At 72.9% G+C, this 22581-nt stretch carries 23 protein-coding genes and 2 tRNA genes; 7 read left to right on the top strand and 18 right to left on the bottom strand.

Annotation, left to right across the window (positions count from 1 at the left end; all coding sequences use genetic code 11):
- Window positions 1-221: 221 nt before the first annotated feature.
- The 3 genes from K933_RS04835 to K933_RS04825 all read right to left on the bottom strand — a co-directional run bounded on the left by K933_RS04835 (window position 222) and on the right by K933_RS04825 (window position 2212).
- Window positions 222-674 (bottom strand): DUF7313 family protein, encoded by a 453-nt coding sequence (locus K933_RS04835; protein ID WP_023393567.1) that lies wholly within the window; start codon window positions 672-674, stop codon window positions 222-224.
- A 63-nt stretch (window positions 675-737) separates the two neighbouring features.
- Window positions 738-1475: an NAD(+)/NADH kinase gene (locus K933_RS04830; protein WP_023393566.1), complete on the bottom strand. Its 738-nt coding sequence runs from the start codon at window positions 1473-1475 to the stop codon at window positions 738-740.
- A 101-nt stretch (window positions 1476-1576) separates the two neighbouring features.
- Complete coding sequence (locus tag K933_RS04825) at window positions 1577-2212, bottom strand: DUF420 domain-containing protein (RefSeq protein WP_049947602.1); 636 nt, start codon at window positions 2210-2212, stop codon at window positions 1577-1579.
- Between the two features lie 123 nt (window positions 2213-2335).
- On the opposite strand from K933_RS04825, the gene K933_RS04820 reads away from it, so the two are divergent.
- Together K933_RS04820 and K933_RS04815 are read left to right on the top strand one after the other, a co-directional pair.
- Window positions 2336-2851, top strand: coding sequence for an NUDIX hydrolase (locus K933_RS04820; RefSeq protein WP_023393564.1), 516 nt, complete (start codon window positions 2336-2338; stop codon window positions 2849-2851).
- A 233-nt stretch (window positions 2852-3084) separates the two neighbouring features.
- The gene (locus tag K933_RS04815; protein ID WP_152529749.1) at window positions 3085-3810 is read left to right on the top strand and encodes a M48 family metalloprotease; all 726 of its coding nucleotides are present in this window, start codon (window positions 3085-3087) and stop codon (window positions 3808-3810) included.
- Window positions 3811-3838: 28 nt separating this feature from the next.
- Here K933_RS04815 and K933_RS04810 read toward each other — a convergent pair whose 3' ends face one another.
- A complete protein-coding gene (locus K933_RS04810) occupies window positions 3839-4885 on the bottom strand; it encodes an NAD(P)-dependent glycerol-1-phosphate dehydrogenase (protein WP_023393562.1) in 1047 nt (348 codons plus the stop codon).
- An 88-nt stretch (window positions 4886-4973) separates the two neighbouring features.
- On the opposite strand from K933_RS04810, the gene K933_RS04805 reads away from it, so the two are divergent.
- Window positions 4974-6002 carry a hypothetical protein gene (locus tag K933_RS04805; RefSeq protein WP_023393561.1) on the top strand — a complete coding sequence of 343 codons (1029 nt, stop codon included), beginning with the start codon at window positions 4974-4976 and terminating at the stop codon, window positions 6000-6002.
- Between the two features lie 20 nt (window positions 6003-6022).
- Here the strand turns inward: K933_RS04805 and K933_RS04800 are convergent, their stop codons facing one another.
- The 5 genes from K933_RS04800 to K933_RS04780 form a co-directional block, all read right to left on the bottom strand.
- Window positions 6023-6766, bottom strand: a complete 744-nt coding sequence (locus K933_RS04800) for a LysE family translocator (RefSeq protein WP_023393560.1) — start codon at window positions 6764-6766, stop codon at window positions 6023-6025.
- Between the two features lie 76 nt (window positions 6767-6842).
- On the bottom strand, window positions 6843-7646 hold the full coding sequence (locus K933_RS04795; protein ID WP_200862285.1) for a TMEM165/GDT1 family protein: 804 nt from the start codon (window positions 7644-7646) through the stop codon (window positions 6843-6845).
- A gap of 64 nt (window positions 7647-7710) precedes the next feature.
- Complete coding sequence (locus tag K933_RS04790; protein ID WP_080509199.1) at window positions 7711-8394, bottom strand: metal-dependent transcriptional regulator; 684 nt, start codon at window positions 8392-8394, stop codon at window positions 7711-7713.
- A gap of 85 nt (window positions 8395-8479) precedes the next feature.
- Window positions 8480-8701, bottom strand: coding sequence for a hypothetical protein (locus tag K933_RS04785; protein WP_023393557.1), 222 nt, complete (start codon window positions 8699-8701; stop codon window positions 8480-8482).
- Window positions 8702-8743: 42 nt separating this feature from the next.
- Window positions 8744-9910, bottom strand: a complete 1167-nt coding sequence (locus tag K933_RS04780) for a threonine synthase (protein WP_023393556.1) — start codon at window positions 9908-9910, stop codon at window positions 8744-8746.
- Window positions 9911-10119: 209 nt separating this feature from the next.
- On the opposite strand from K933_RS04780, the gene K933_RS04775 reads away from it, so the two are divergent.
- Window positions 10120-11466, top strand: a complete 1347-nt coding sequence (locus K933_RS04775; protein ID WP_023393555.1) for an NAD(P)/FAD-dependent oxidoreductase — start codon at window positions 10120-10122, stop codon at window positions 11464-11466.
- Window positions 11467-11545: 79 nt separating this feature from the next.
- Here K933_RS04775 and K933_RS04770 read toward each other — a convergent pair whose 3' ends face one another.
- Entirely contained in the window at window positions 11546-11902 is a 357-nt protein-coding gene (locus tag K933_RS04770) for a hypothetical protein (protein ID WP_023393554.1), read from the bottom strand.
- A complete protein-coding gene (locus K933_RS04765) occupies window positions 11899-12636 on the bottom strand; it encodes a metallophosphoesterase (RefSeq protein WP_023393553.1) in 738 nt (245 codons plus the stop codon). The genes K933_RS04770 and K933_RS04765 overlap by 4 nt, the downstream gene beginning before the upstream one ends.
- A gap of 151 nt (window positions 12637-12787) precedes the next feature.
- Here K933_RS04765 and K933_RS04760 point away from each other — a divergent pair, with 151 nt between their 5' ends.
- Window positions 12788-14290, top strand: coding sequence for an FAD-dependent oxidoreductase (locus K933_RS04760; protein ID WP_023393552.1), 1503 nt, complete (start codon window positions 12788-12790; stop codon window positions 14288-14290).
- A 433-nt stretch (window positions 14291-14723) separates the two neighbouring features.
- Here the strand turns inward: K933_RS04760 and K933_RS04755 are convergent, their stop codons facing one another.
- Window positions 14724-15839 carry a sensor histidine kinase gene (locus tag K933_RS04755; RefSeq protein WP_023393551.1) on the bottom strand — a complete coding sequence of 372 codons (1116 nt, stop codon included), beginning with the start codon at window positions 15837-15839 and terminating at the stop codon, window positions 14724-14726.
- A 168-nt stretch (window positions 15840-16007) separates the two neighbouring features.
- Between K933_RS04755 and K933_RS04750 the strand changes: the two genes are divergently transcribed.
- Window positions 16008-16823 carry a DUF6663 family protein gene (locus tag K933_RS04750; RefSeq protein ID WP_023393550.1) on the top strand — a complete coding sequence of 272 codons (816 nt, stop codon included), beginning with the start codon at window positions 16008-16010 and terminating at the stop codon, window positions 16821-16823.
- 44 nt (window positions 16824-16867) lie between these two features.
- Here the strand turns inward: K933_RS04750 and K933_RS04745 are convergent, their stop codons facing one another.
- From K933_RS04745 to K933_RS04730, 4 genes are all read right to left on the bottom strand, one after another.
- A complete protein-coding gene (locus tag K933_RS04745; RefSeq protein WP_023393549.1) occupies window positions 16868-17611 on the bottom strand; it encodes a hypothetical protein in 744 nt (247 codons plus the stop codon).
- A 96-nt stretch (window positions 17612-17707) separates the two neighbouring features.
- Window positions 17708-18862, bottom strand: coding sequence for a Fic family protein (locus tag K933_RS04740; RefSeq protein ID WP_049947600.1), 1155 nt, complete (start codon window positions 18860-18862; stop codon window positions 17708-17710).
- 259 nt (window positions 18863-19121) lie between these two features.
- Window positions 19122-19194, bottom strand: a tRNA-Ile gene (locus K933_RS04735).
- Window positions 19195-19284: 90 nt separating this feature from the next.
- Window positions 19285-19357 (bottom strand) — tRNA-Asn (locus tag K933_RS04730).
- 218 nt (window positions 19358-19575) lie between these two features.
- Here K933_RS04730 and cca point away from each other — a divergent pair.
- Complete coding sequence (cca, locus tag K933_RS04725) at window positions 19576-21039, top strand: CCA tRNA nucleotidyltransferase (protein ID WP_023393547.1); 1464 nt, start codon at window positions 19576-19578, stop codon at window positions 21037-21039.
- A 60-nt stretch (window positions 21040-21099) separates the two neighbouring features.
- On the opposite strand, the gene K933_RS04720 is transcribed toward cca, so the two are convergent.
- Window positions 21100-22107, bottom strand: coding sequence for a histone deacetylase family protein (locus tag K933_RS04720; protein WP_023393546.1), 1008 nt, complete (start codon window positions 22105-22107; stop codon window positions 21100-21102).
- A 5-nt stretch (window positions 22108-22112) separates the two neighbouring features.
- Window positions 22113-22544, bottom strand: a complete 432-nt coding sequence (locus tag K933_RS19300; RefSeq protein WP_023393545.1) for a histone — start codon at window positions 22542-22544, stop codon at window positions 22113-22115.
- Between the last annotated feature and the right edge of the window lie 37 nt (window positions 22545-22581).

Below are 22581 nucleotides of genomic sequence, written 5' to 3'. Positions count from 1 at the left end.
GGGCGGCGTCGAAAAGCCCGCGGTCCGCGGGCCGGTTGCCGCGTGTCGTCGGGGCCGGCGCCCGTCGGCCGACCGCCCGGTCGGCGACCGACGGGGGCGGGCGACCGGGCCGGACCGCCGCTCGGCGGTGAACACGGCGTGAGACCGAGGGGAGACGTAACGGTCGAAAACGGGGGCGCGACGGCCGAACGACCGGCCGGGCGGAGGGCGGGTCGGCCGCCTCAGATGATCTGCGTCCAGTAGGGCTGGATGAGGAAGAACACCGACTCGAAGGCGGCGTAGAGGAACACCAGCACCGACATCACGATCGAACTGTTGGGGCGTTCGAGCTCCATCCCGTTGCGGGCCTCGACCCGACGGGCCTCGTACTCGAAGAAGTCCGACAGCACCATCCCGAGCACGAGCACGGACAGCACCATCCCGGCGTGCGGGTGGACGACCAGGTACGCGAACGACAGCAGGACCAGGAGGACGTTCACGGCTTCGAGCGGGAGGTACCGCGAGAGCGCCTCGTCGTCGTCGCCCTCCTCGGCCGCCGACTCGTACGAGCGCTGTGCGAGCACCCGCAGCCCGAAGTTCACCAACACCAGCACGAAGATGACGAGCGGCAGGAGCCCCGCGACGGACTCCAGCGCCCCCACCGGGACGAGGAACTCCAGCGGTAGCGGTTGCATGGTTCCACCTCGGTCCACGACTCATTAGTAGCTTTCCAATCCGCGCGGCGGCGTCCCCGCCCGCTACCGCCGCGGCGGGAACCGGCGCCCCACGTCGAGCAGTTCGACGCTCCCCGCCGGGGTCACGTCGAGCGTCGCCGCCGGCGACACCGGCCGGACGACCCGGTCGTCGGCGACCAGCGACACCTCGGTGTCGTCGCGTTCGACCCGGAGGCGCACGCGCCCGTCGACGACGCGCGCGTCCCACCGGGTGGCGAACGGCGAGACGGGGACGACCGCGAGTCCCGTGCCGGGTTCGAGAAGCGGCCCGCCGGTCGCACGGGCGTAGCCGGCGCTGCCGAGCGGCGTCGCGACTACCACCCCGTCGGCGCGGAAGCCGTCGAGCCGCCGGTCGTCGGCGCGGACGGAGTACTCGGAGATGCCCGCCGGCTCGCTCGTGATCAGGCTCACGTCGAACAGCGCGCGCGCCACCCGCTCGCCGCTGTCGGAGACGGCCAACACCGGGTGGTCGACCGCGGCGGCGTCGCCGGACGCCACCGCGTCGAGCGCGGCGCCCACCTCCGCCGCGCGGACGGCGTGACGACCCCCGGCCGCCTCGGCGGCGCCGGCGTCGGCGGGCACTACGGGCAACAGCGGCGCGGCCGGTCCCGACAGCGCGGCGTCGACGAGCGCCCGCTCGCCGACCGTCACGAGCGCGTCCGCGTCGGGCGCGTCCGACGGTACGACCGTCCACCCGGCCTCGTCGACGCGGCGGCGGACCGCGGCGTCGTCGCCCGTCAGCGCAACCCGGAGGTCGCTCATCGTCCCCGGTTCTCCCCCGGCGGACTTAACGCCCGCGGGTCGGTTCCGCGGGTGGGCGGCCGTCCGCCGTGGGTCGATTCGGCGGGCCGGTGGCGGGTCCCCTACCCCGCGACCCGGACGAACTCGTAGCCGTACACCCAGTTGAGCATGAGGTAGGTGACCACCCCGAGCGTGAGCGAGAGGATCCACGTCCCGGCGGCGATACGGCCGACCCGCCGGTGGGGCGTCTCCGTCCGGAGTTCCTCGGGCGTGTGGGTCCACCCGAGCACGATGGCGTACAGCACCACCGGCACCGACACCACCGACAGCAGGATGTGGACCGCGAGCATCCCGATGTACCCCCAGTACACCGCGTCGGCGTACGCGCCGAGGAACATCCCCGACTCGATGACGATGTGTTTCTCGCCGGGACCGCCGCCGACCTTCGTGAGATAGAGGACGAGAAACAGCATGATCAGCCCGAACGACGCGCTCATCGCGCCGGCGTGCTTCCGCACCTCGCCTCGTCGGATCCACCGCCAGCCGAGCACCAACGACACCGTCGTCACCGCGTTCACGGCCGCGATGGCGTGACTGAGGAGGTTCACCTCTCCCTCGGTCAGCGTGGGGAAGCCGGGGACGACCCCCGCGAACGTCCCGAGGACGAGCGCGTACCCGACGACCGACAGCACGGCGACGGTGGCGCGCGGGTGCTCCTTCACGCTCCGGAGCGGTCCGGACGCGTCGGCTGTTGCCATGGCCGCGCTTGGACGCGACCGACCTTGCGTCTTCGGGTTCGGCGCTCGAATCGCCCCGCTCCCCGGTCACAGAACGTCGGCCCGCCAACACTTACGGGGGACGAGCGCGAGGTAGTTACTGACGTGATATCGGAGGGGTCACGCGGGGCCGTCGCGGACGCACTCGACCGTCTCCGCGACGAGTGGGGTCGATTCCCCGTCAAGCGGACGGCTCGGGAGGTCGACCCGGAGTCGTGGGACCGGGACCGCGAGCGGTTCGACGCCGGCACCGTCGGCGCCGCGGGCGCGTGGGTCCGCCGCGACGACGGCCGGGCGCTCGTGGTCCGCCGCGACGACGAGACCGGGTGGTCGGAGCCGGGCGGCGAGCAGGCGTCGGGCGAGCCGCTGACCCGGACCGCGGTCCGCGAGACCCGCGAGGAGACCGGCGTCGACGCCGCCCTCACCGGCGTTCTGACCGCCCGTCGGGTGGTCGAGTCGGCGCCCTCCCGGCCGTCGCTCCACCGGTTGGTCGTGGTGTTCGAGGCGGCGTACGACCGCGGCGACCCCCGTCCCCGCGGCGACGGGACGGACGCGGTGCGGTGGGTCGCCGACCGCCCCGACGACGTGCCGTACCCGGCGGTCGGGGCGTACCCGCCGTAACCCCCGCCGCGGCCGCCCCCGTCCGCCGCCGCGGGCGCCCCCGCGGCCCAGCCCCGGTCCGGTCGCGCGGGCGGACACACGAACGGCAGTTCGGGACCGAACCGGGCGGGTCGGCCGGACCGCCGGGCGGAGCGGGGAAAGACATACAACGCGATGTGACCGACTCCGTGGCGTGCTGTCCCGCCAGCGTCCCGTTCGCCGGCCGGCCGTCCCGCGTTCGGAGGAGCGAGTTCGTGGGTAGCGTGCCGCTCGCGCCGCTGGAGGCGGTCGCGGCGTGGATGCTCGACTGGTGGGAGCTGTGGACGCTCATCGTCGCGGGCTTTCTCGGCGTCCGCATCGCGCCGCGGATCGCCGCCCGGACCCAGCGGGTCGGCGACCTCCCCGCGCCCGTCGCCGACGCCGTCGCGGCGGTCGGCGTGCCCGCCGACCGGGTGGTCGTCGTCGACGCCGACGACCGCGTGGTCGCGTACGCCGCGGGGTTCTCGTCGCGCGACGGGCGCGTGTTCGTCTCGACCGGGTTGCTCGCCGCGCTCGCGCCCGCGGAGGCGGCGGCGGTCGTCCGCCACGAGTACGGCCACCTCGCGCGCCGGCACGTCCCGTTCCGGGTGGGCGTCCCCAGCGCGTACGCCGTCGCGTGGGCGGTCGACGCCACGCTGTACGGGACCGCGGGGCTGTGGGCCGGCGCGGCGCTCGCGCTCCCGCTCGCGTACCTCTCCGCGCGGGTCGCCCGCTGGACCGAGTTCGACGCCGACGCGTTCGCGGCGCGGGCGGCCGGCGGCGCGTTCGCCGACGCGTTGACCCGGCTGGCGGAGGCGGGCCACCTCCCCGACGACCCGGACCCCGGACCGCTCGCGCGCCTCTCGCTTTCGATGCACCCGACGCTCGCCGCCCGCCTCTCGCGACTCGGCGCCGACCGGCAGGAGCCGACCCCCGCCGCGCGGCGCGAGCGGGCCGACTGACCGCGACCCCCGACCGGGCGCGGAGTACTCAGACCACGCCCGTGAAGGCGGCCACCTCGCGGGCGGCCGACTCGCTCATGCCGTCGCCGAGGATGGTGTAGCGGTCGCGTATCTCGTGGGCGGTGGTGAGCGCCTCGATCACCGTCTCGGGGTCGACGCCGAGTTCCCGCGCCGTCGTGGGCGCGCCGATGTCCGCGAGGGCGTCGCGGATCGCGTCCCACTGGCCGCTCTCGCCGGTGTGGAGGTACTCGACCATGACCGTCCCCACCCCGACCTGGTGGCCGTGGAGCGCGGGGTTCTCGGCGATCCGGTCGAGCTGGTGGGAGAACAGGTGTTCAGCGCCCGACGCCGGCCGCGACGACCCGGCGATGGACATCGCCACCCCCGACGAGACGAGCGCCTTCGAGACCACCCACGCCGACTCCTCCAGCCCGGGTTTGATCGAGTCGGCGTTGCCGACCAGCATCTCGGCGGTCATCTCGGCGAGCGCGCCCGCGTACTCGCTGTACTCGACGTTCTTCAGCCGGTGGGCGAGCCGCCAGTCTTTCACCGCGGTGTAGTTGGAGATGATGTCCGCACAGCCCGCGGTCGTGAGGTCCCACGGCGCGTCCGCCATCACCTCGGTGTCGGCGACCACCGCCAGCGGCGGGTCCGCGGCGACCGAGTGGCGGCTGCCCCCCTCGGGGATCGACGACCGGCCGGAGACGATGCCGTCGTGGCTCGCCGCCGTGGGGACGGAGACGAAGCCGACGCCGAGTTCGTCGGCCGCCATCTTCGCGATGTCGATCGGTTTCCCGCCGCCGAGTGCGACCAGATAGGTCGCGTCCGCGGCCTCCGCCGCCTCGACGACGGTCGCCACCTCGGAGAAACTGGCCGACTCGACCGTCGTCACCGCGGCGTCGTCGAACTGCGCGCGGAGGCGGTCGCCGACGAGTTCGCTCGGCGTCGGACTCGTGACCAACAGCGGCCGGCCGGCGAGCGACAGTTCGGCCACCGCCTCGCCCACGTGGTCGAGCACCCCGTGTCCGACGAGGACGTTCCGCGGGAGCTTGATCCACGTCGTCTTCCCGAACATACCTCGGAGTCGCCGCGCCGGGTGAAAGGGCTTCCCGTCCGCCGTAACTGGTCACTACCTCTGTGGACCCGGCCGCACACACCGCCGTATGGACATCTCGGCACACCTGCAACGTCCGGTCGACTGGCTCGTACTCACCGGCAAGCGCCGGTTCGTCACGCTCGTCCTGTTCGTCGCGGTGGTCGTCACGCTCGTCGGTCTCGGCGTCGTCGCGTCGGTGGAGATGCGACAGCTGCTCAGCGAGCAGAACACGGTACAGACGCTGTTCAACACGCTGTTGAGCGGGATCATCCTGCTGGTCTCGATCGTCGCCTCGATCAACTCGCTGGTGGTCTCACAGGAGTTGACCCCGCTCGGCAACCAGTACGAGCGCATCTCCGACTCGTGGGAGTTCCGCCAGCAGACCGCGACCCGGCTCGGGTCGGACACGTCGTCGGCGCACCCGAGCGTGTTCCTCGGCGCCATCGTCGCGGCGACGCGGACGAAACTCGACGACCTCGACGTTCCGGCGTCGCTCTCGGAGGAGGCGCACGGCGACTTCGAGGCGTTCATCGACCGGACCAACGAGGCGCTCGACCGGACCGAGAGCGTCCTCGACTCGACCACCGGGTCGTTCGACGTGGCGCTGTTCGCCTCCGCGTACGACCCGACGGCGTATATCGAGGAGGCGCGCCTGCTCGGGGCGAGCGACGCCGACCTGCCCGACGAGACCGAAGCCCGGATCGAGGAGGTGATGGACGCGCTCCGCCACTTCGCCACCGCCCGCGAGTACTTCAAGACCATCTACTACAAGCGGGAGTTCTCGTACCTCTCGCGGGACCTGCTGTACACGGGACTGCCGTCGATCATGTTCGTCTCGTACGTCCTGCTCGCGGTGACCTCGGAGTCGTTCGCCGGCACCACCTTCGGCGTCGAGAACCTGGCGCTGTTCTTCGGGGTCGCGTACGCCGTCGCGCTGCTGCCGTTCATCGTGCTCACGTCGTACATCCTGCGCGCGGCGGTCATCGCCGAACACACCACCGCCTCCGGCGGGTTCATCATGGACGAACGGAGCCACCAGCCCCTCTCGGAGGCGCGCGCCCCGGCCGCGGAGCGGTCACGGCCCGACGACGACTGACCCGCCCGCCTCCGGCGGCCTCAGGCGACTCCGCCCAGCGCCGCGAGCGCCGCCAAGAGGCCGAACGTCCCGGCGGCGTCGACCAGGAAGGCGACGCCGAACCCGCCGAGGACGACCGCGGAGACGGCGGCGACCGCCGGGGCGAGCGCCTCAACCCGGTCGCGCGCGGCCGCGATAGCGGTCGGAAAGCCCGTCACCCACAGCACGACGCCGGCGAAGAAGCCCGCAAGCAGCGCGGGGCTGCCCGTCTCGACCACCAGCGCGCCCGCCAACCGGTCGACGCCCGCGGCGGCGAACACGTCGATCCGTCCCGGCCGGAGCAGGCCGACGCCGACGGTGAGCCAGAACAGCGCCTGAAACGGGTTGGTGAGCGCGAGCACGAGCGCCTTGCGGAAGCCCGCCGACGACGCCGGCTCCCCGTCGTCGGCTCCCTCCTCGGTTCCGGCCGCCGCGCCGGCGTCGAGGAACGACCCGCGGAGGTCGCGCGCGGTGCCGTACGCGAAGTACAGCATTAGGAGGCCGCCCGCGGCCACCATCGCGCCCCGGACCGCGGGGTAGCGGTCGACGAACTCGACGACGCCCGCGAGCGCGAGCACGAAGAAGGTGAAGTCGGCGGTGGCGGCGCCCAGCCCCGCGCGGACGCCCGCGGCCCGGCCGCGGACGGCGCTCTCCTCGGCGATCACCGCGTTCATCGGGCCGGGCGGCGCCGCGAGCGCCAGCCCGAACGCGACCCCCGCGGCGGCGGTGACGGCCAGCGTGGTCACGTGGTTGGGGATGCGGACGCCCGTGTTAAGTCACACGGGGGCGTGCGAACGCGTCCGAGCCGCCGGGGGCGGCCCGTCAGTTCCGGCGGAACGACCGGACCAGCCCGGCGACCAGCGCGAGCGCGAGGGCGCCGAGCACCGCGAGCAGCGCGGCCTGCGGGACGACCCCGAGCACCGTCAGCCCGAACGCGAGAAACACCACGGCCGCGCCGAGTTCGATCCGCTCGGTCGGGACGTGACGCTCGATCCGGCCGCCGATCACCGCGTCGATGCCCGTCCGGAGCGCGAGCGCGGAGAGCACGCCCGCGAACACCGCGACCGGCGCGTCGGGGAACGTCGCGGCGAGGTTGATCGTCAACAGCTGGGTCTTGTCGCCGAACTCCGCGAAGCCGATGAAGACGAACGCGGTGAACAGCCCGCCGTGCGCGCCGAAGTGGCGGTACGACCGCTCCGGGAGGAGTCGGCCGGTCAGCCCCACGTCGATGCCGCCGCTCGTCAGCGCCGCGCCCTCGCCGTCGTCGGCGCGGAGGCTCCGGGCGGCCGACACCGCCGTCCAGAGCGCGAAGCCGACGAACAGCAGGCCGGTCACCAGCGTGATCACCCCGGCGGGGAGCGCGGCCTGGATCCACTGGCCCAACGCGACTTCGAGCGCGCTCCACGCCGCGAACGCCGCGACGGCGCCGGCGAACACGCGCTTGGCGCTGTAGCGGGTCGCGAGCGTGATCACCACCAGCTGTCCCTTGTCGCCGAACGTCGCGAGCGTGTTCGCGAGGAACGACGCCAGAAACGGGCCGAGCCCGGCGTAGCGGTCGACCACCGCGTCCAGCCCGCTCTGGAGCGGGAACGCCACGTGCGCGAACGGGGCGGCCGACGCTACCACGCGGAGTCACCCCGACCGCAGTCCGGGCGCCGACCCCGGTCCCGGCTCCGGTTCCGCCCCCGACTCACGCGCCGGATACCTCCTCGTCGGGGACGCCGTTGTCCGCCTCCGTCGCCCGGACGCGGACCGACGCGGCGACCGACTCGGGCAGGCTCTGCTCGCCGCCGTCGACGGCGACGGTCACCATCCCGAACGGCGCGACGTCGACCACCTCGACGGTCGTTCCGGGGACGATGCCCGCGCGGTCGAGGTACTCCAACTCCTCGTCGTCGCGGTCGCTGACGCGCGCGATGACCACCCGGTCGCCGACCGCCGCGGTGGTCAGGGGACGCGAGCCGTCGTCGGCGGGCGGTTCGAGGTCGATCCCGGGGATCGGGTCGCCGTGGGGGTCGACCGCGGGGTCGTCGAGCGAGGCCGCGACCCGCCGCTCGAACTCCTCGCTGATGTGGTGTTCGAGCGTGTCCGCCTCGTCGTGGACTTCGCTCCACGAGTACCCCAGGTGTTCGGCGAGGTACGCCTCGATCAGGCGGTGGTGGCGGAGCACTTCGAGCGCGAGCGTCCGGCCGTCGTCGGACAGTTCGACGCCCTTGTACTTCTCGCGGTGGATCAGCTCCCGGTCGGCCAGTTTCTCCAACATGCTCGTCACCGTCGGCGGGGTCTTCCCCAACCGGTCCGCGATCGCCGACGTCGACACCGGCGGTCCCTCCTCGGATTCGAGGACGTAGATGGCCTTCAGGTAGTCCTCCATGACGTCGCTCATCGTCTCGTGTCGAATTAGACGACGCTAAAACTTATAATCGGCGGCTCGAACAACCGCGTCGACCCGCGTCGGGTCACGCCTCGCCGTGTTGCCGTCTCGTCCGCCGGTAGCCCGTGACGCCGAAGTAGAGTCCGACCGGTATCCCGAGCAGCCACAGCGGGTCGGTGAACAGGTCGGCGAGGTACGCGGCCGGGTCCGTACCCCCGACGAGGGCGAGGACGGTTCCGATGGCGACCAGTACCGCGAGGTAGGCGGCGCCGACCACCGCCGTGTCGCGGACGAGCGAGCGGTCCACGACGGCGGTTCGGTCCCCGTCCGGAAAGCTCTCTCCCCCGGTTCAGATCCCCTTGCCCATCAGGTGGCTCCGGAGCACGTCGGGCGTCTTCGCGCCCGCGTCGGGGTTGACGACGACGACGCGGTCGCCCGCGAGCCGCCCCTCCTCGGCGAGTTGCCACGCGCCCGCGAGCGCGACGCCGCCGGCGCCGCCCACCTCCAGCGCGGCCGACTGGGCCGCGGTCACCGCGCTCTCTAGGGCGTCGTCGTCGCTCACGGTGAGCGCGCCGCCGTCGGCGGTCGAGAGCGCGTCGAGCGCGAGTCCGCCGCCCGCGGGTGCCGCTATCTCCAACTCGCCGACGATGGTGTCCGGCGTCTCCCACGCCTCGACGGCGTCGGCGCCGTCCGTCCACGCCGCGACGACGGGCGCACACCCCTCGGGCTGGACCGCGTACACCGTCGGCACCGCCTCGGCCAGGCCGGCGTCGCGGAGCTGACGGAACCCCTTGACGACGCCGACCAGCAACTCGCCCGTGCCGACCGGGAGCACCACCGCGTCGGGCGTCTCCACCGCCTCGTGAATCTCGAACGCGAGCGTCCGCGCGCCGTCGTGGCGGTACGGCGTGGTGAACTCCTGGAGCGAGTGGTACCCCGTCTCCAACTGCTCGTCGACGGCGGCGGCGGCGTCGCCGTACCGGCCGCCGACGACGCGCATCTCGCCGCCGTGGACGTTCACCATCGCCTTGTTCGAGAAGGCGGTCCGCGAGGGGACGAACGCGTACGACCGGAGGTCCGCCGTTCCCGCGTAGGCGGCGGCCGACTGGCCGGCGTTGCCCGCGGCCGCGAGCGCCAGCGGCTCCAGGTCCCGCTCACTCGCGGCGGTGACCGCGAGGCTCATCCCGCGGTCGAGGAACGTCCCCGTCGGGTTGCGCCCCTCGTCTTTGACCCACAGCGCGTCGACGCCCGCCTCCTCGGCGAGCGCGTCCGCCCGGACCAGCGGCGTGTCGCCCTCGTCTGCGGTCAGCCCCGCCTCGGCGGGGAACGGCAACAGCGCGTCGAACCGCCAGTGGCCCGGGCCGTCGCCGTCGAGCGCGGGCCCGTCGAGCGCGTCGAGGTCGTACGTCGGGTCGAGCGGCCCGCCGCAGTCGGGGCAGCGGCCGTGCTCGCTCGCGTCGAACGACTCCCCGCAGGCGGCACACGTCAACCCCGCGAACGCCTCCGTCGTCTCCATGGTCGGACCGAGGCTCCCCCGGCGCAAGGGTGTAGTGGTTTGGCCCCGCGCCTCCCGGACCGCCCAGCGCGCCCGGCGGTTCGGACCGCCCCTCCCACGTCGGCCGCGCGGCCGCCGCGGCCGTCCGCGGCGTCGGGTGGCCGACGCGCGCCGGTGTGGTACGCCGTCACGCGGGTACGCATTTGTACGCCCCGTCCGAACGCCCGCGTATGCCAGACAGCGTCGTCGTCGCCGGGGCGGGTCTCGCGGGTCTCGTCGCGGCGCGACACCTCGCGGACGCGGGCGCGGACGTGACCGTCTACGAGCGACGCGACGCGGTCGGCGGGCGGGTCCGCTCGCGCGAGCGCGACGGGTTCGTCCTCGACCGGGGGTTCCAGGTGCTGTTTACGGGCTACCCGGCGGTCGAGCGGGAACTCGACCTCGACGCGCTCGACCTCCGGACGTTCTCGCCGGGTGCGGTCATCTGCTCTGCGACCGACGGCACCCGCTCGGCGCTCGCGGACCCGCTGCGCGACCCCGGGAGCCTGGTGGAGTCGGCGCTCAACCGCCGCGTGACGACGAGCGACAAACTCCGGACGCTCGCGCTCCGGCGCGACCTCTCGAAGCGGCCGGAGTCGTGGTTCTTCTCGGGCCCCGACGAGTCCATCGAGGAGTTCCTCCGCGGGTGGGGGTTCTCCGAACAGTACCGCCGGAACTTCGTCGCCCCCTTCTACGGCGGCATCACGCTCGACCGGTCGCTGTCCACCTCGAAACACGTGTTCGCGTACACGTTCCGCGCGCTCTCCGCGGGCGACATCGCGCTCCCCGCCGACGGGATGGGCGCCGTCACCCGCCAACTCGCCGACCGCGCGCGCGCCGCCGGCGCCGAGGTGGTCCTCGGCGAGGCGGTCGAGGCGGTCGACCCCGCAGAGGGGGGCGTCCGCGTCGAGATGGCGGGCGGCGCCGTCGACGCCGACGCCGCCGTGGTCGCCACCGACCCGCCGACCGCCCGCGAGTTGACCGGCGTCGAGTCGATACCCACGGAGGGCCGGCCGTCGGTGACGCAGTACTACGCGCTCCCCGACGACTCGACGCTGTCGACGGACCGGAAGATCCTGCTCAACGCCGACGACGACGCGCCCAACATCGTCGTCCCGCTGACCGACGTCGCCCCCGAGTACGCGCCCGACGGCTCCCAACTCCTGTGTGCGACGTTCCTCGGCGAGGAGGCGACCGAGCGCGACGCGGACGCGCTCGCGGCCGACACCCGCGCGGCGCTGTCCGCGTGGTTCCCCGAGCGTAACTTCGACGGGTTCGACCGCCTGCGGACCGAGCGGCTCCGGTTCGCCCAGTTCGACCAGCCGCCCGGGGTCCACCCCGACCTCCCGGACGTGACCGCCCCCGACGGCCCGGTGTTCCTCGCGGGCGAGTACACCGCGTGGTCGTCGATCCAGGGCGCGATGGCGAGCGGGCGGTCGGCCGCGGAGGCGTTGCTCACCGAGCGAGGGCTGACCGGGACCGGTCCGGACGGCGAGCGGGCCGACGGGAGCGAGAGCGAAGAGCCGGTCGACGCCTGACCGGGACCGCTCCGACTCCGACGGTGCGCCCGCTCTCACGCCCCGTCGGCGCGCCCTCGCGTCCGCTCCTCCCGCTCGCCTACCACACCCCGTCGGCCGAGACGACGACGTGGAGTTCGCTCGGGCTTCCGGAGTGGACCTCCGCGGTCGCGTCGCGTGCCGCGGCGGCCGCGCGCACGTCGTCGGGTATCACCGCGGGGTCGGTCGGCACTCGGACGCCCGGCAGGAGCGCGAGTAGGCGGTCGAGCGGTCCCTCGGGGTCGCCCGCGAGTCCCCGCACGTCCGCGGGGACGGTCACCAGCAACACCGTCTCGCCGTCGCCGGTCCCCTGCCGGTCGACAGCGTAGCCCGCCGCGCGCAGGTCGGCTTCGAGCGCGTCCCACTCGACCCGTTCGCCCGCGCCGCCGCCCGGCGGGTCGTCGTCGCCTCGGGTCACAGTAGTCGCCTGAACGCCCCGAGCGGCGGGAACGTCAGCGTCTCGTCGTCCTCCTCCGCGCGGACGAGCGGGCGGAACGCGTCGGCGTCGGCGACGAACGGGCTCCGGAAGTCGCGGGCGGTCATCCCGTTGACCTCGGCGCCGCCGGCCAGCCGGGTGAATGCGGGCAGCATCAGCACGTCCGCGCCGCGGTACGCCGCCTCGGCGTAGAGGTAACACGGCCGGCGCCGCCCCTCGACGTCGATGGCGGGGTGGTCGTGGCCGACGACGTACAGCCCGGCGTCCTCGTCGTCCGGCGGCGCCTCGTGGCCGTGCCGGACGACGACCGGGCCGCGGGTCGCGTCACCGCCGTCACCCGCGTCGTCGGCCGGGCGGAGTTCGTACGCGTCGCGGACGGCTCCCGACCACGCTCCCTCGAGCATCGTGTCGTGGTTGCCGCGGAGGACGACCGGCCGCGCGCCCGCCTCGCGGCAGGCGTCGCCCAGGTCGCGGAGCGAGCGCTCGGCGGCGGCGCTCGCGCGGTCGAACGCGTGGAGCACGTCGCCCGCGAACACCGCCTCGGCGGGGTCGAACCGGTCGAGCAGCGCCGCCAGCCGCCCGCGGAGGTCGCCCGCCTCGTCGAGCGGGACGGTCACGTCCGACGCCTCCGCGCGGCCGACGTGGAGGTCCGCGACGACGAGCGCGTCCGCCGCCCGGAGGTAGACGGCCCGGTCGCGGAACGCGGCGTCGAGCACGCCCCGCGGTTTCGGCCGGGCGACGTTAGGGCTGTCGGGCGAGGACGCCGCCGCCGAGCGGTCGAGCGACCGGCGGCGCGGCCGCCGCGCGGACCCGCATCGCGGGCCGCGGGGCGCACACTACTTGTGCCCCCCGCCGGTACACCGGACGATGCACGTCGTCATCCTCGGCGCGTACGGGAGCGCGGGCGCGGCCGCCGCCCAGCGGCTGGCCGACCACGTCGGCGAGGGAGCGCCGCTCGACCGCCTGACGCTCGTCGACGGGGGCGACCCCGGCGGCGGGCTGTGTATCCTCCGGGGCTGTATGCCCTCGAAGGAGGTGCTGTCGGCGGCCGAACACCGCTACCGCGCCCGCCACGACGAGCGACTGGTCGGCGACCCGCCCGACATCGACTTGGAGCGGACGGTCGAGCGGAAGAACGGCCACACGTCGTCGTTCGCCGCACACCGCCGCGCCGCGGTCCACGAACTCGCGGAGGAGACGGGGGTGGAGTTCGTCGCCGAACACGCCCGGTTCGTCGGCCCGCACGAACTCGAACTGTCGGGCGGCGACCGCATCGACGCCGACTACGTCGTCGTCGCCACCGGGTCGACGGTGAACGTGCCCGACATCGAGGGGCTCGACGACGCGGAGTATCTCACCAGCGCGGACGTACTCGACGCGACGGACCTCCCCGAGTCGGGCGTCGTCGTCGGCTTCGGCTACGTCGGCGTCGAACTCGTCCCCTACCTCGCGGAGGCGGGGGTCGACCTCACCGTGATAGAGCACGACGAGCGCCCGCTTGACGACGCGCCGCCCGCCTTCGGCGACGAACTGCTCTCCGTCTACCGCGAGGAGTTCGGCGTCGAGATCCTCTCGGAGACGTACGAACGGCGGGTCGAGTCGCTCGACGACGGCGGCGTCCGCCTCCACACCGACCGCGACGACGACCGCGCGACCGTCGAGGCCGACGGGCTGTTCCTGTTCGCCGGCCGGCGGCCGAACCTCGACGGGCTGAACCTGGACGCGACCGACCTCCACCCCGGGCCGGCGTGGGTCGACGCGACCATGCAGGCCGTCGACGACGACGCCGGCCGGACGTACGTGGTCGGCGACGCCAACGGCCGGCAGCCGCTGTTGCACGTCGCCAAAGAGCAGGGGTTCACCGCCGCCGACAACGTGCTCGCGTCGGCGCGCGCCGAGGCGGACGCGGACGGCGCGGACCCGGCCGCCGCACCCGCGTCGGACCCGAGTCCGAGTTCGGCCCCCGAGCCGGAGCTCGCGGAGTACCACCCCACCACCCACTTCGTGATGTTCGCGGCGGCGGCGGTGTACCCGTACGCGCGGGTGGGAGAGACGGCGGCGTCGGCGCGCGACGCCGGCCGCGAGGTGGTCGTCGCCGACCGCCGGGCCGACCAGGACGGCGTGTTCAAGACCAAGGCGGCCGCCCGCGGCCGGGCGCGGCTTGTGGTCGACGCCGCCGACGGGACCGTCCTCGGCTACCAGGGGTTCCACTACCACGCCGACGCGATGGCGAAGACGATGCAGGTGGTCGTCGAGTGCGAACTGGACGTACGCGACCTGCCCGACCGGGCGTTCCACCCGACGACGCCCGAGATACTCGACGGCCTGTTCCGCGAGGCGAGCGGGGCGCTCGACGGCGGAAACGGGTAGTTCGGCGCGGTCCGCCCCCGCCTCGGCGGCAGTAGCGCGGTGCGGCCCACGTCGCCGCCGACCGCCGACGACCTCCCGTTCGAGAGCCACCTCGTCGAGCGCCGGCGCTACGAGGACGAGACCACGCGCCACAAGCGCGTTCACGTCGACGTGGTGGACTGGACGGCATCGACACCGAGACGGTCGAGAGCGACGTCCTCGACGGCGAGACCGTCGAAGTCGACGACGAGTCGCGAGCCGACACCGCCGCCGGCACGGCCACGGCGACCGGGAGACCGGCACCGAGAGCGCGACCGGCGCCGACCGGACCGGCGCGGTCGCGCTCTCGGAGGAGTCGCCCCGCTCACGGCCGACCAGATAGCGGAGGTCGACGACCGGCGTGTGGCCCTCGACCACTCCGCCGGCCGCTCGGGCGTCGGTGTCGGCGTCCGTCTCACTCGGCCGCCGGGAGTCTCAGCCTGACGACGCTCCCGCACGGCCCGTTCTCGCCGATGTCGACCCGGCCGTCGCAGTCCTCGACCACCCAGTTGACGAGCCACAGCCCCAGCCCCGACGAGTGGTGCAGCGGCGTCTCGTGGCCGCGTTCGAGCACGCGCCGCTCCTCGTCGGGGATGCCGGGACCGTTGTCCGCGACGGAGACGACCACCGTCTCGCGGTCGCGCTCGACCGTCACCCGGACGTGCGGGGCGTCGCAGTCGTTGTGTTCGACGGCGTTCTCGACGAGGTTGACGACGGCCGCCGACAGCAGCCGGCTCCCGACGACCGGCGCCGACGGCGGGATGGCGGTGTCGACGCGGACGCCGGGGTAGGCGGCCGCCACCCGGTCGGCCGCGGACCGGGCGAGCGGGGCGACGTCGACCCGCTCGCTCGCCAGCCGCTCGGTGTCGAGCAGTTCCTCCACGAGCCGGGCGTTCTCGCCGGCATGCGCCAGGTTGCGCGCCCGCGAGCGGATCGCGGCGACGGCGTCGTTCGAGCGCACCCGGCGGTCGTCGAGCATGTCGGCGTACCCCTCGATGACGTTCGCGTCGTTGCGGATGTCGTGTCTGAGCACGCGGTTGAGCACCCGCAACTGCTGTTCGAGCCGTTCGGTGTGGTCGCGCTCGGCGTTCAGCCGGCGCATGGTGGCGATCCGACGCGCGTCGTACGCCCCGACGAGGAAGCCCGCGGTCGCGCCGACCGCGGCGCCCCCGCAGGCGACGTACGTCGGGTCGGCCAGCGTCGCCGCCTCCTGCTGTTGGTGGAAGACGACGAGCCCCCCGAGTACGCCCCCCAGCAGGCCGGCGCCGACGGTCCACTTCCCGACCCGGAGGACGCCGTCGGGACCGAGGTCGCTCCGCCGGAGCCGGACGGTGTCGCAGGCGAGCGCGGCCGCCAGCCCGAACGGGAACGACACCCCGAGCGCCCCGACCGGGTCGTCGATCGGCTCGTGTGCGGCGTGGACGACCCCGAACGCGAACGTCGCCGCGGCGGCGGTGCCGACGAGTGCCAGACCGAGCGTCCCGCTGGTCCCCCGGCTCCCCCCCGCGGCACCGGTCGACTCCGTGATCACTGCATCCGCCCGATGAGTTCAGTTACCAGGTGGTAAACTTTCCTATCCGGTTCGATGATATTACGCACTACTGCCCCGACTCGCGGTGGCCGGTGCGGGACGGCCGGCCGTCGAGCGGTCGGCGACCGGGTCGGAAGGCGCTTGTCCCGCCGGTCCCTCGGCGGGCGTATGGACGCGACGACCGCCGGACGCTACCGCGTGGTGAGCGTGCCGGGGACCGACGAGCGGTCGGACGCGAGCGTGGAGAGCGACGACACCGACGAGGCCGACTGCACCGACGACGGCGACCCCCCGGTGGCCGTCCTGCTCGCGCTTCCGGGCGACGGGTCGACGGACGACGCTCCCGTCGGGAGTGTCGGAAGCGTCGGGTCGGACGGTGGCCGCGGCGACGGGGCGGAGGGCGACCTCGCGGCGTACGAACCGGTGCGGGTCGCCGCCGACGGCTACGAGGAACCGCTCGCGGCCGACGTGGCCGACCTGGAGCCGGGGTACGTCGTGGACGCGACCGTCGAGTGGACCGACGGCGGCGCGCGGTTCGCGGCGGTCGACGTCGACCGACCCACCCGCTACCTGTTCGCCGACGGCGTGACCGACCTGTTCGAGGCCGCCCGCGACGCGTGGGACGACGCCCGCGCCGCGGGCGACGCGATGGCCTCGCGGGTCACCCGCGACACCGACGGCGAACCGAACGGCGCGCTGTACGTCTTCGCCGACGCGGGCGGCGACGGCGGCGGGGTCAACTCGCCGGTCCGCCGGGCGGCGACCGCCGGGACGGCCGGCGGCGGCGGCCGCGACCTGTTCGCCGAGTTCCGCGACGGGACGACACCCATCGACCCGCTGGTCGAACGGGCGAACGAGGGGGCGGGCGACGGCCCCCGCGAGGTGTTCGTCCTCCGGCCGGCCGACGGCCGGTTCGTTGTCGTCTACATCGCCTTCGAGCGGGACGGTCTGCTCGCGCAGACGGTCCGCGACACCTACTTCTGAGCGGCCAGCGTCCGACTGTAGAGCGGTCGCCGCCGCTTGACGCGCTACTCCAGGAGGACGGAGAACCCCCAGGTGGCCCCGGCGGGCATCCCCGCCCCGGTCGTTCCGGTCGACTCGGCCGTCCCGTCCGTGGTCGCGGTCGTCCCGTTCGCCGGCAGCCCACCGCCCGTGGAGGCGCTGATGACCGTCTCGAAGCGGTGTTCGCCCGCCGGCAGGCAGGCGTCCTCCTCGGTCGGCGCGCCGTACAGATCGAGTTCCGACGAGTGCGCCTCGCCGGGGTCGAGCGTCACGGTGCGGTACTCCTCGGTGACGGCGATTCCCTCTTTGAGCCGCCAGCAGCCCGCCTCGGCGGGGTAGTCCTCCCCGGGCGGGAGCAGGATCAACTGTTCGGACTCGGCGGTCACGTACTGGAAGACGACCGCCCGCGCCTCGCCCAGCGTGACCGGTTCGTCGGCGCCGTTCTCGACGGTGACGCGCAGTCGCGGCGGGTGGTCGTCGGTCGCGGCGTCTCTCACCACCTCGACCGTGGGTCGGATCGGCAGTCTCGGCCGCTGGTCGACCGACGCGAGCGTGACCGCGGGACCGCCCGTCCCCTCGGGTCGGGTGTCGCCCGCGCCGTCGGTTCCGGCTCCGTCGCCCGGCGGCGATAGCGTCCCGGTTCCGGTCCCTGTCTCGGTCGGCGTCTCCGTTCCCGTCTCCTCGCCCCCTCCGTCGCCGCCCGTACAGCCCGCGAGCAGCGCCGCGCCGAGGAGGGCCCCGGTTCCGACGAACCGACGTCTGGTGGTCACAGCCGTCGTGACGCCTCGGAGAGAGATAACGCTGCCTTACACACAAACCGCTCTTTGTGTCACGGGGCGGTGGGGGTGTCCTAAACGAGTGGGTGCTTACGCCGAGTCCATCGGCCGACTCAGTACCTCGAAGATATCCACTGCCTTGAACTCCTGATACCGCTGTTTCCCAGTCGTCTCTACGAGGACGTCCTGATCGACGAGTTCGGAGATCGCGTTTCGCGCAGTCTGTCCTGAGACCGCCAGTAGGTCCGCCACGTCGTTCGCAGTTACGTACGGTCGCTTGAACAGCCGCATCGCGAGGCGATCGGCGGCCGTCTTCTCGCGTCCGTATCGACGCTCGTACTCGCGCCGAAGGTCACGAAGTTCACTGGTCCGTTCGACCGCCTCCGCCGCTTGTGTTCGGATCCCTTCGACGAAGAACCGTAACCACGGCAGCCACTCTCCGTACTCGCTGACCTCTCGCATCCGATTCGCGTACTCGATCTTGTGCTGATTGAAGTATGCGCTCGGATACAGGAGCGGACGAGTCAGATAGCCGCGTTGGACCAGTTGGAGAGTGATCAGGATGCGTCCGAGGCGACCGTTCCCGTCTTCGAACGGGTGAACGGTCTCGAACTGATAGTGAACTATCGCGAACTCCAGTAAGTCGTGGTAGCTGCTGTTCGTGTTGACGTACTCCTCTAGGTTCGCCATCAACTCCGGGATACGGTTCGGTGCCGGCGGCACGAACGGCTCACTGAACGCCGAAGCCGGCGGAAGATTCATCGGCTTCGCCCTGAACTCGCCCGGGTGTTCGCAGTGACCGCGAACCCCATCCATCAACATCCGGTGGAGTTCACGTATCAGAGCGAGGGATATCTCCCCGCCCTCCGTCACGCGGTCTGCCCCCTCGGAGATCGTCCGCTCGTAGTTGAGTGCCTCTTGTACGTCCTTCTGGACGGTTCCCCCGCCGCCGAGTTCGCGTGTTCGGAACACGTCCTCGAGTTCGATGTCGGCCCCTTCGAGGACCACCGATTCGACCGCTTCTCGGCGGACCATCGTCGTGTACAGCAACGGACTCGTCTCCGTCTCGTCCCCGATGCCCTCCAAGCGGCCGAGCTGATAGATCGTGTCTTGCAGTAACTGCTGAAAATCAGCGTCCAGATCGAACGACTGCTCAGGTGGGAGCGCGTCCGGTAGGTAGTAGGGCCGCTCCCCGTAGGGCACGTATCGTCCCGGGGCGTCTTCCGGCAACGACTCGTCCACCATTTTGCTTGGAGCTGTCTATCTAGTCATTACACAAAAAGATGCCGTTCTATTTGGGTTAGAAATATCTGAAGACGGTTCTTTCTTATACGTGGATGTCTCGAATCAGACTCTAACACAAACCCGCGCGAATTCCCTCCGGTTCGTCTATTTGGGGAGACGGTTCGTCGGGACCGAGCGCGGACGCGGCCACCGACCGAGTATCTCCGCCCGTCCGGGCGGCTCACGCCGCGGCAAGCGGGGAGGGACGGACGAATCAACATGGGCCCTGAGGGGTTCGAACCCTCGACCACCCCGTTATGAGCAGGGCGCTCTGACCACTGAGCTAAGGGCCCTCCGGCGACGCTACTGGCGAGCGAGTGAAGTAAGTTCCCATCCGGGAGCGGTCCGGGGACCGGCGTCGGGGCTGAGAGCGAGGAGTGAGGCGCCGAAGCCAGGACTCGAACCTGGGACCACCTCGTTAACAGCGAGGTGCTCTACCAACTGAGCTACTTCGGCGCGCACTCGTCCGTACCGCCGTGTATCTGAAATGGCTTTCGTTTCTCCCCGACGGCCCGCGGGCGGGTCGGCCGACGACCCGACCGCCGCAGACCGACGCGGATCGATGTCCGCCGACGCGGGCGAACCCGGCCGCCCCGGGCGCGAGAGCCGGCGCGGACGGCCGCCGGCCGCCCCGGACCGACACGCTGGTAAGCCGGCCGGCGGAAGGGCGCGGCATGACCGACGACAGCGACGCCGACGCCGGTGGCGACGGCGATGCGTTCGCCGCGGTGGTCGCGCGGGTCCGCGACCGGGTGACGCCCGACGCCGCCGAACGCGAGCGGTTGCGCGGGGCGGCCGACGCGCTCGCGACCCGCGCGGCGGAGGCGGTGGCCGACCTGCCCGCGCCCGCCTCCGAGGCGGACGTGCTCCGGGTCGGGTCGACCGCGCGGGGGACGTGGCTCGCGGGCGACCGCGACATCGACCTGTTCGTGCGGTTCCCGACCGCCCTCGCGGACGACGAACTCGCCGAGTACGGCCTCCGGGTGGGCCACGCGGTGCTCCCCGAGGGCCGCGAGGAGTACGCCGAACACCCGTACGTCACGGGGGCGTTCGAGGGGTTCGACGTCGACCTGGTGCCGTGTTACGACGTGGCCGACGCCACCGCCATCCGCTCGTCCGTCGACCGCACGCCGTTCCACACCGCCTACCTCGAGGCACACCTCGACGAGTCGCTCGCGGGCGAGGTTCGGGTGTTCAAACGCTTCCTCAAGGGTGTCGGCGTCTACGGCAGCGACCTCCGCACGGAGGGGTTCTCCGGCTACCTCTCGGAACTGCTCGTCGTCCACCACGGCGGGTTCCGCGCGACCCTCGCGGCCGCCGCCGACTGGACGCCGCCGGTCGAACTCGACCCCGAGGGCCACGGCCGGGCGACGTTCGACGACGACCTCGTTGTGATAGACCCCACCGACCCCGGGCGGAACGTGGCGGCGGTGCTCTCGGGCGACAACCTCGCGCGGTTCCAACACCACGCCCGCGCGCTGTTGGCCGACCCCGACGAGTCGACCTTCTTCCCCCCCGAGTCGGAGTCGCTCGGCGCGCGGGCGGTCCGCGAGCACGTCGACCGCCGGGGCACCTGTCCCGTGGCCCTGGCGTTCGACGCGCCCGACATCGTCGACGACCAACTGTACCCGCAGTTGCGCCGGTCGCTCGACGGCGTGCGCCGGGAACTGTCGGGGCGGGGGTTCGACGTGCTCCGGACCGCGACGTTCGCGGCCGACTCCGCTGACGGCGACGGCGCGTCGGGGGCCGACGGGGCCGAGGCCGCCGGCGCGGACGGCGGCGACCGCCGGGCGGTGCTGCTGTTCGAACTCGCTGGCCGGACGCTCCCGGCGGTCGAACGGCACGAGGGACCCCCCGTCCACGTCCGCGACCACGCCGAGGGCTTCTACGCGGCGTACGCCGACGGCGACGCGTACGGGCCGTTCGTCGCCGACGGCCGGTACGTGGTCGAGCGCGAACGCGACGAACGCGACGCCGTCGCGCTGCTCGACTCGCCCGCCCTGTTCGACGCCGCCCTCGGCGCGCGCGTCGAGACGGCGCTCCGGGGTGGGTACGACCTGCTCGTCGGCGACGGCGTTGCCGACCTCGCGGACGGGTTCGGGACGGAGCTTCGGGCGTACTTCGAGCCGGCGGTCTGAGCGACGCGAGCGGTCGCTCGACCGCGGGCCGCCGGACCGGTCGACCGACGCGAGTCAGTCTCAGTCGAGGTCGAACGCCGCCCGCAGGTCGTCGACCAGTTCCCGGGTTTGGTCGTCGGAAGCGTCGTCGCTGTCGATCGGCGGCCGGCCGTCGAACGTCTCGTGGACGATGGAGACGCCCTCCGAGAGCGTGTCGAGCCCGTAGCCGCCTTCGAGGACGAACCCGAGACCGGCGTCACAGTCGTCGGCGAGCGTCCGCATCCGGCCGGCCATCAGCGCGTACCCCTCGGTGGAGACGCGCATCCGCGAGATGGGGTCGTGGCGGTGGGCGTCGAACCCCGCGCTCACGAGCAGGAGGTCGGGGTCGAACCGCTCGACGGCGGGGGCGACGGCGTCGTCGATGACCGCGAGGTAGTCGCCGTCGCCCGCGCCCGCCCCCAGCGGGGCGTTCAGGGTCGTTCCCTCCCCCGGCCCCTCGCCCGTCTCGTCGAGTTCGCCCGTCCCGGGGTACAGCCCCGACTCGTGGACGGAGGCGTAGAACACGTCGCCGCGGTCGTAGAAGATGTCCTGGGTGCCGTTGCCGTGGTGGACGTCCCAGTCGAACACCGCCACGCGGTCGGCGTCGCCGTCGTCGAGCACCGACTGGGCGGCGACCGCGACGTTGTTGACGAAACAGAACCCCATCGCGTCCTCCTCGACGGCGTGGTGGCCCGGCGGCCGGCCGAGCGCGAACGGCGTCTCGCGCCCCTCGGCGCCCGCGAGCGCCTCCTCGGCCGCCCACTGGGCGAGACCCGCCGACGCGAGCGCCGCGTCCCACGTGCCGTCGCTGGCGACCGTGTCGGGGTCCCAGTTGCCGCCGCCCGACTCGCAGAAGTCGCGTATCTCGGCGACGTAGTCGTCGTCGTGGACCGCCGCCACCGCGGCGTCGGTCGCGGGCGCGGGGTCGACGTACTCGACGCCGTGCTTCCGTTTGAGCCCCTCGCGGATCGCGCGCAGGCGGTCGGGGTTCTCCGGGTGCCGCTCGCCCGTATCGTGGTTCAGACAGGCCTCGTTGTAGCCGAAGCGCATCTGATCTACTCGAAGAGCGCGAAGTACGTCTCGATGTCGTCGGCCTGTACGGTCCGGCGGTCGGCGTGCCGCGCCAACAGCGCGGCCGCCCGCGCGACGTTGTCGGCGTAGTCCTCCAACACGTCCGCGAGCGCCACCCGGGCGTCCATCGAGACGCGGTACCGGCCGTCGATGTCGAGGCGGGCGATGCGGTCGACCGGCGCGATGGGGAGCGTGAGGTCGTCGCGCTCGATTACCCGTTCGACGCCGAAGTCGCCCGGCATCAGCGTCTTGCGCCCGTCGGCGGCGGCGTGTTCGGCCGCGTCGGCCGCCAGGTCCGCCCCGTGACGCTGGATGCGCCGCGCCAGTTCCTCGGCGGCACCGGCACTCACCCGGAGGTCACCCGCGTTCCGGCGGATGACGTCGTCGACGGGCGAGAACGGCAACTCGACACTCATACTCTCATGCCGGTGTGTAGCGTGTATAACGCTTTCC

Source organism: Candidatus Halobonum tyrrellensis G22, assembly GCF_000495475.1.
GTDB lineage: Archaea > Halobacteriota > Halobacteria > Halobacteriales > Haloferacaceae > Halobonum > Halobonum tyrrellense.
The sequence above is the reverse complement of the archived record's forward strand: the minus strand, read 5'-3'. Positions and strand labels throughout refer to the sequence as shown.

What these genes read in the sequence shown, in the direction of transcription:
- K933_RS04835 (WP_023393567.1), bottom strand. Translation starts at nt 674, where the DNA reads ATGCAACCGCTACCGCTGGAGTTCCTCGTCCCGGTGGGGGCGCTGGAG.
- K933_RS04830 (WP_023393566.1), bottom strand. Translation starts at nt 1,475, where the DNA reads ATGAGCGACCTCCGGGTTGCGCTGACGGGCGACGACGCCGCGGTCCGC.
- K933_RS04825 (WP_049947602.1), bottom strand. Translation starts at nt 2,212, where the DNA reads ATGGCAACAGCCGACGCGTCCGGACCGCTCCGGAGCGTGAAGGAGCAC.
- K933_RS04810 (WP_023393562.1), bottom strand. Translation starts at nt 4,885, where the DNA reads ATGTTCGGGAAGACGACGTGGATCAAGCTCCCGCGGAACGTCCTCGTC.
- K933_RS04805 (WP_023393561.1), top strand. Translation starts at nt 4,974, where the DNA reads ATGGACATCTCGGCACACCTGCAACGTCCGGTCGACTGGCTCGTACTC.
- K933_RS04790 (WP_080509199.1), bottom strand. Translation starts at nt 8,394, where the DNA reads ATGGAGGACTACCTGAAGGCCATCTACGTCCTCGAATCCGAGGAGGGA.
- K933_RS04780 (WP_023393556.1), bottom strand. Translation starts at nt 9,910, where the DNA reads ATGGAGACGACGGAGGCGTTCGCGGGGTTGACGTGTGCCGCCTGCGGG.
- K933_RS04775 (WP_023393555.1), top strand. Translation starts at nt 10,120, where the DNA reads ATGCCAGACAGCGTCGTCGTCGCCGGGGCGGGTCTCGCGGGTCTCGTC.
- K933_RS04760 (WP_023393552.1), top strand. Translation starts at nt 12,788, where the DNA reads ATGCACGTCGTCATCCTCGGCGCGTACGGGAGCGCGGGCGCGGCCGCC.
- K933_RS04750 (WP_023393550.1), top strand. Translation starts at nt 16,008, where the DNA reads ATGGACGCGACGACCGCCGGACGCTACCGCGTGGTGAGCGTGCCGGGG.
- K933_RS04740 (WP_049947600.1), bottom strand. Translation starts at nt 18,862, where the DNA reads ATGGTGGACGAGTCGTTGCCGGAAGACGCCCCGGGACGATACGTGCCC.
- cca (WP_023393547.1), top strand. Translation starts at nt 19,576, where the DNA reads ATGACCGACGACAGCGACGCCGACGCCGGTGGCGACGGCGATGCGTTC.
- K933_RS04720 (WP_023393546.1), bottom strand. Translation starts at nt 22,107, where the DNA reads ATGCGCTTCGGCTACAACGAGGCCTGTCTGAACCACGATACGGGCGAG.
- K933_RS19300 (WP_023393545.1), bottom strand. Translation starts at nt 22,544, where the DNA reads ATGAGTGTCGAGTTGCCGTTCTCGCCCGTCGACGACGTCATCCGCCGG.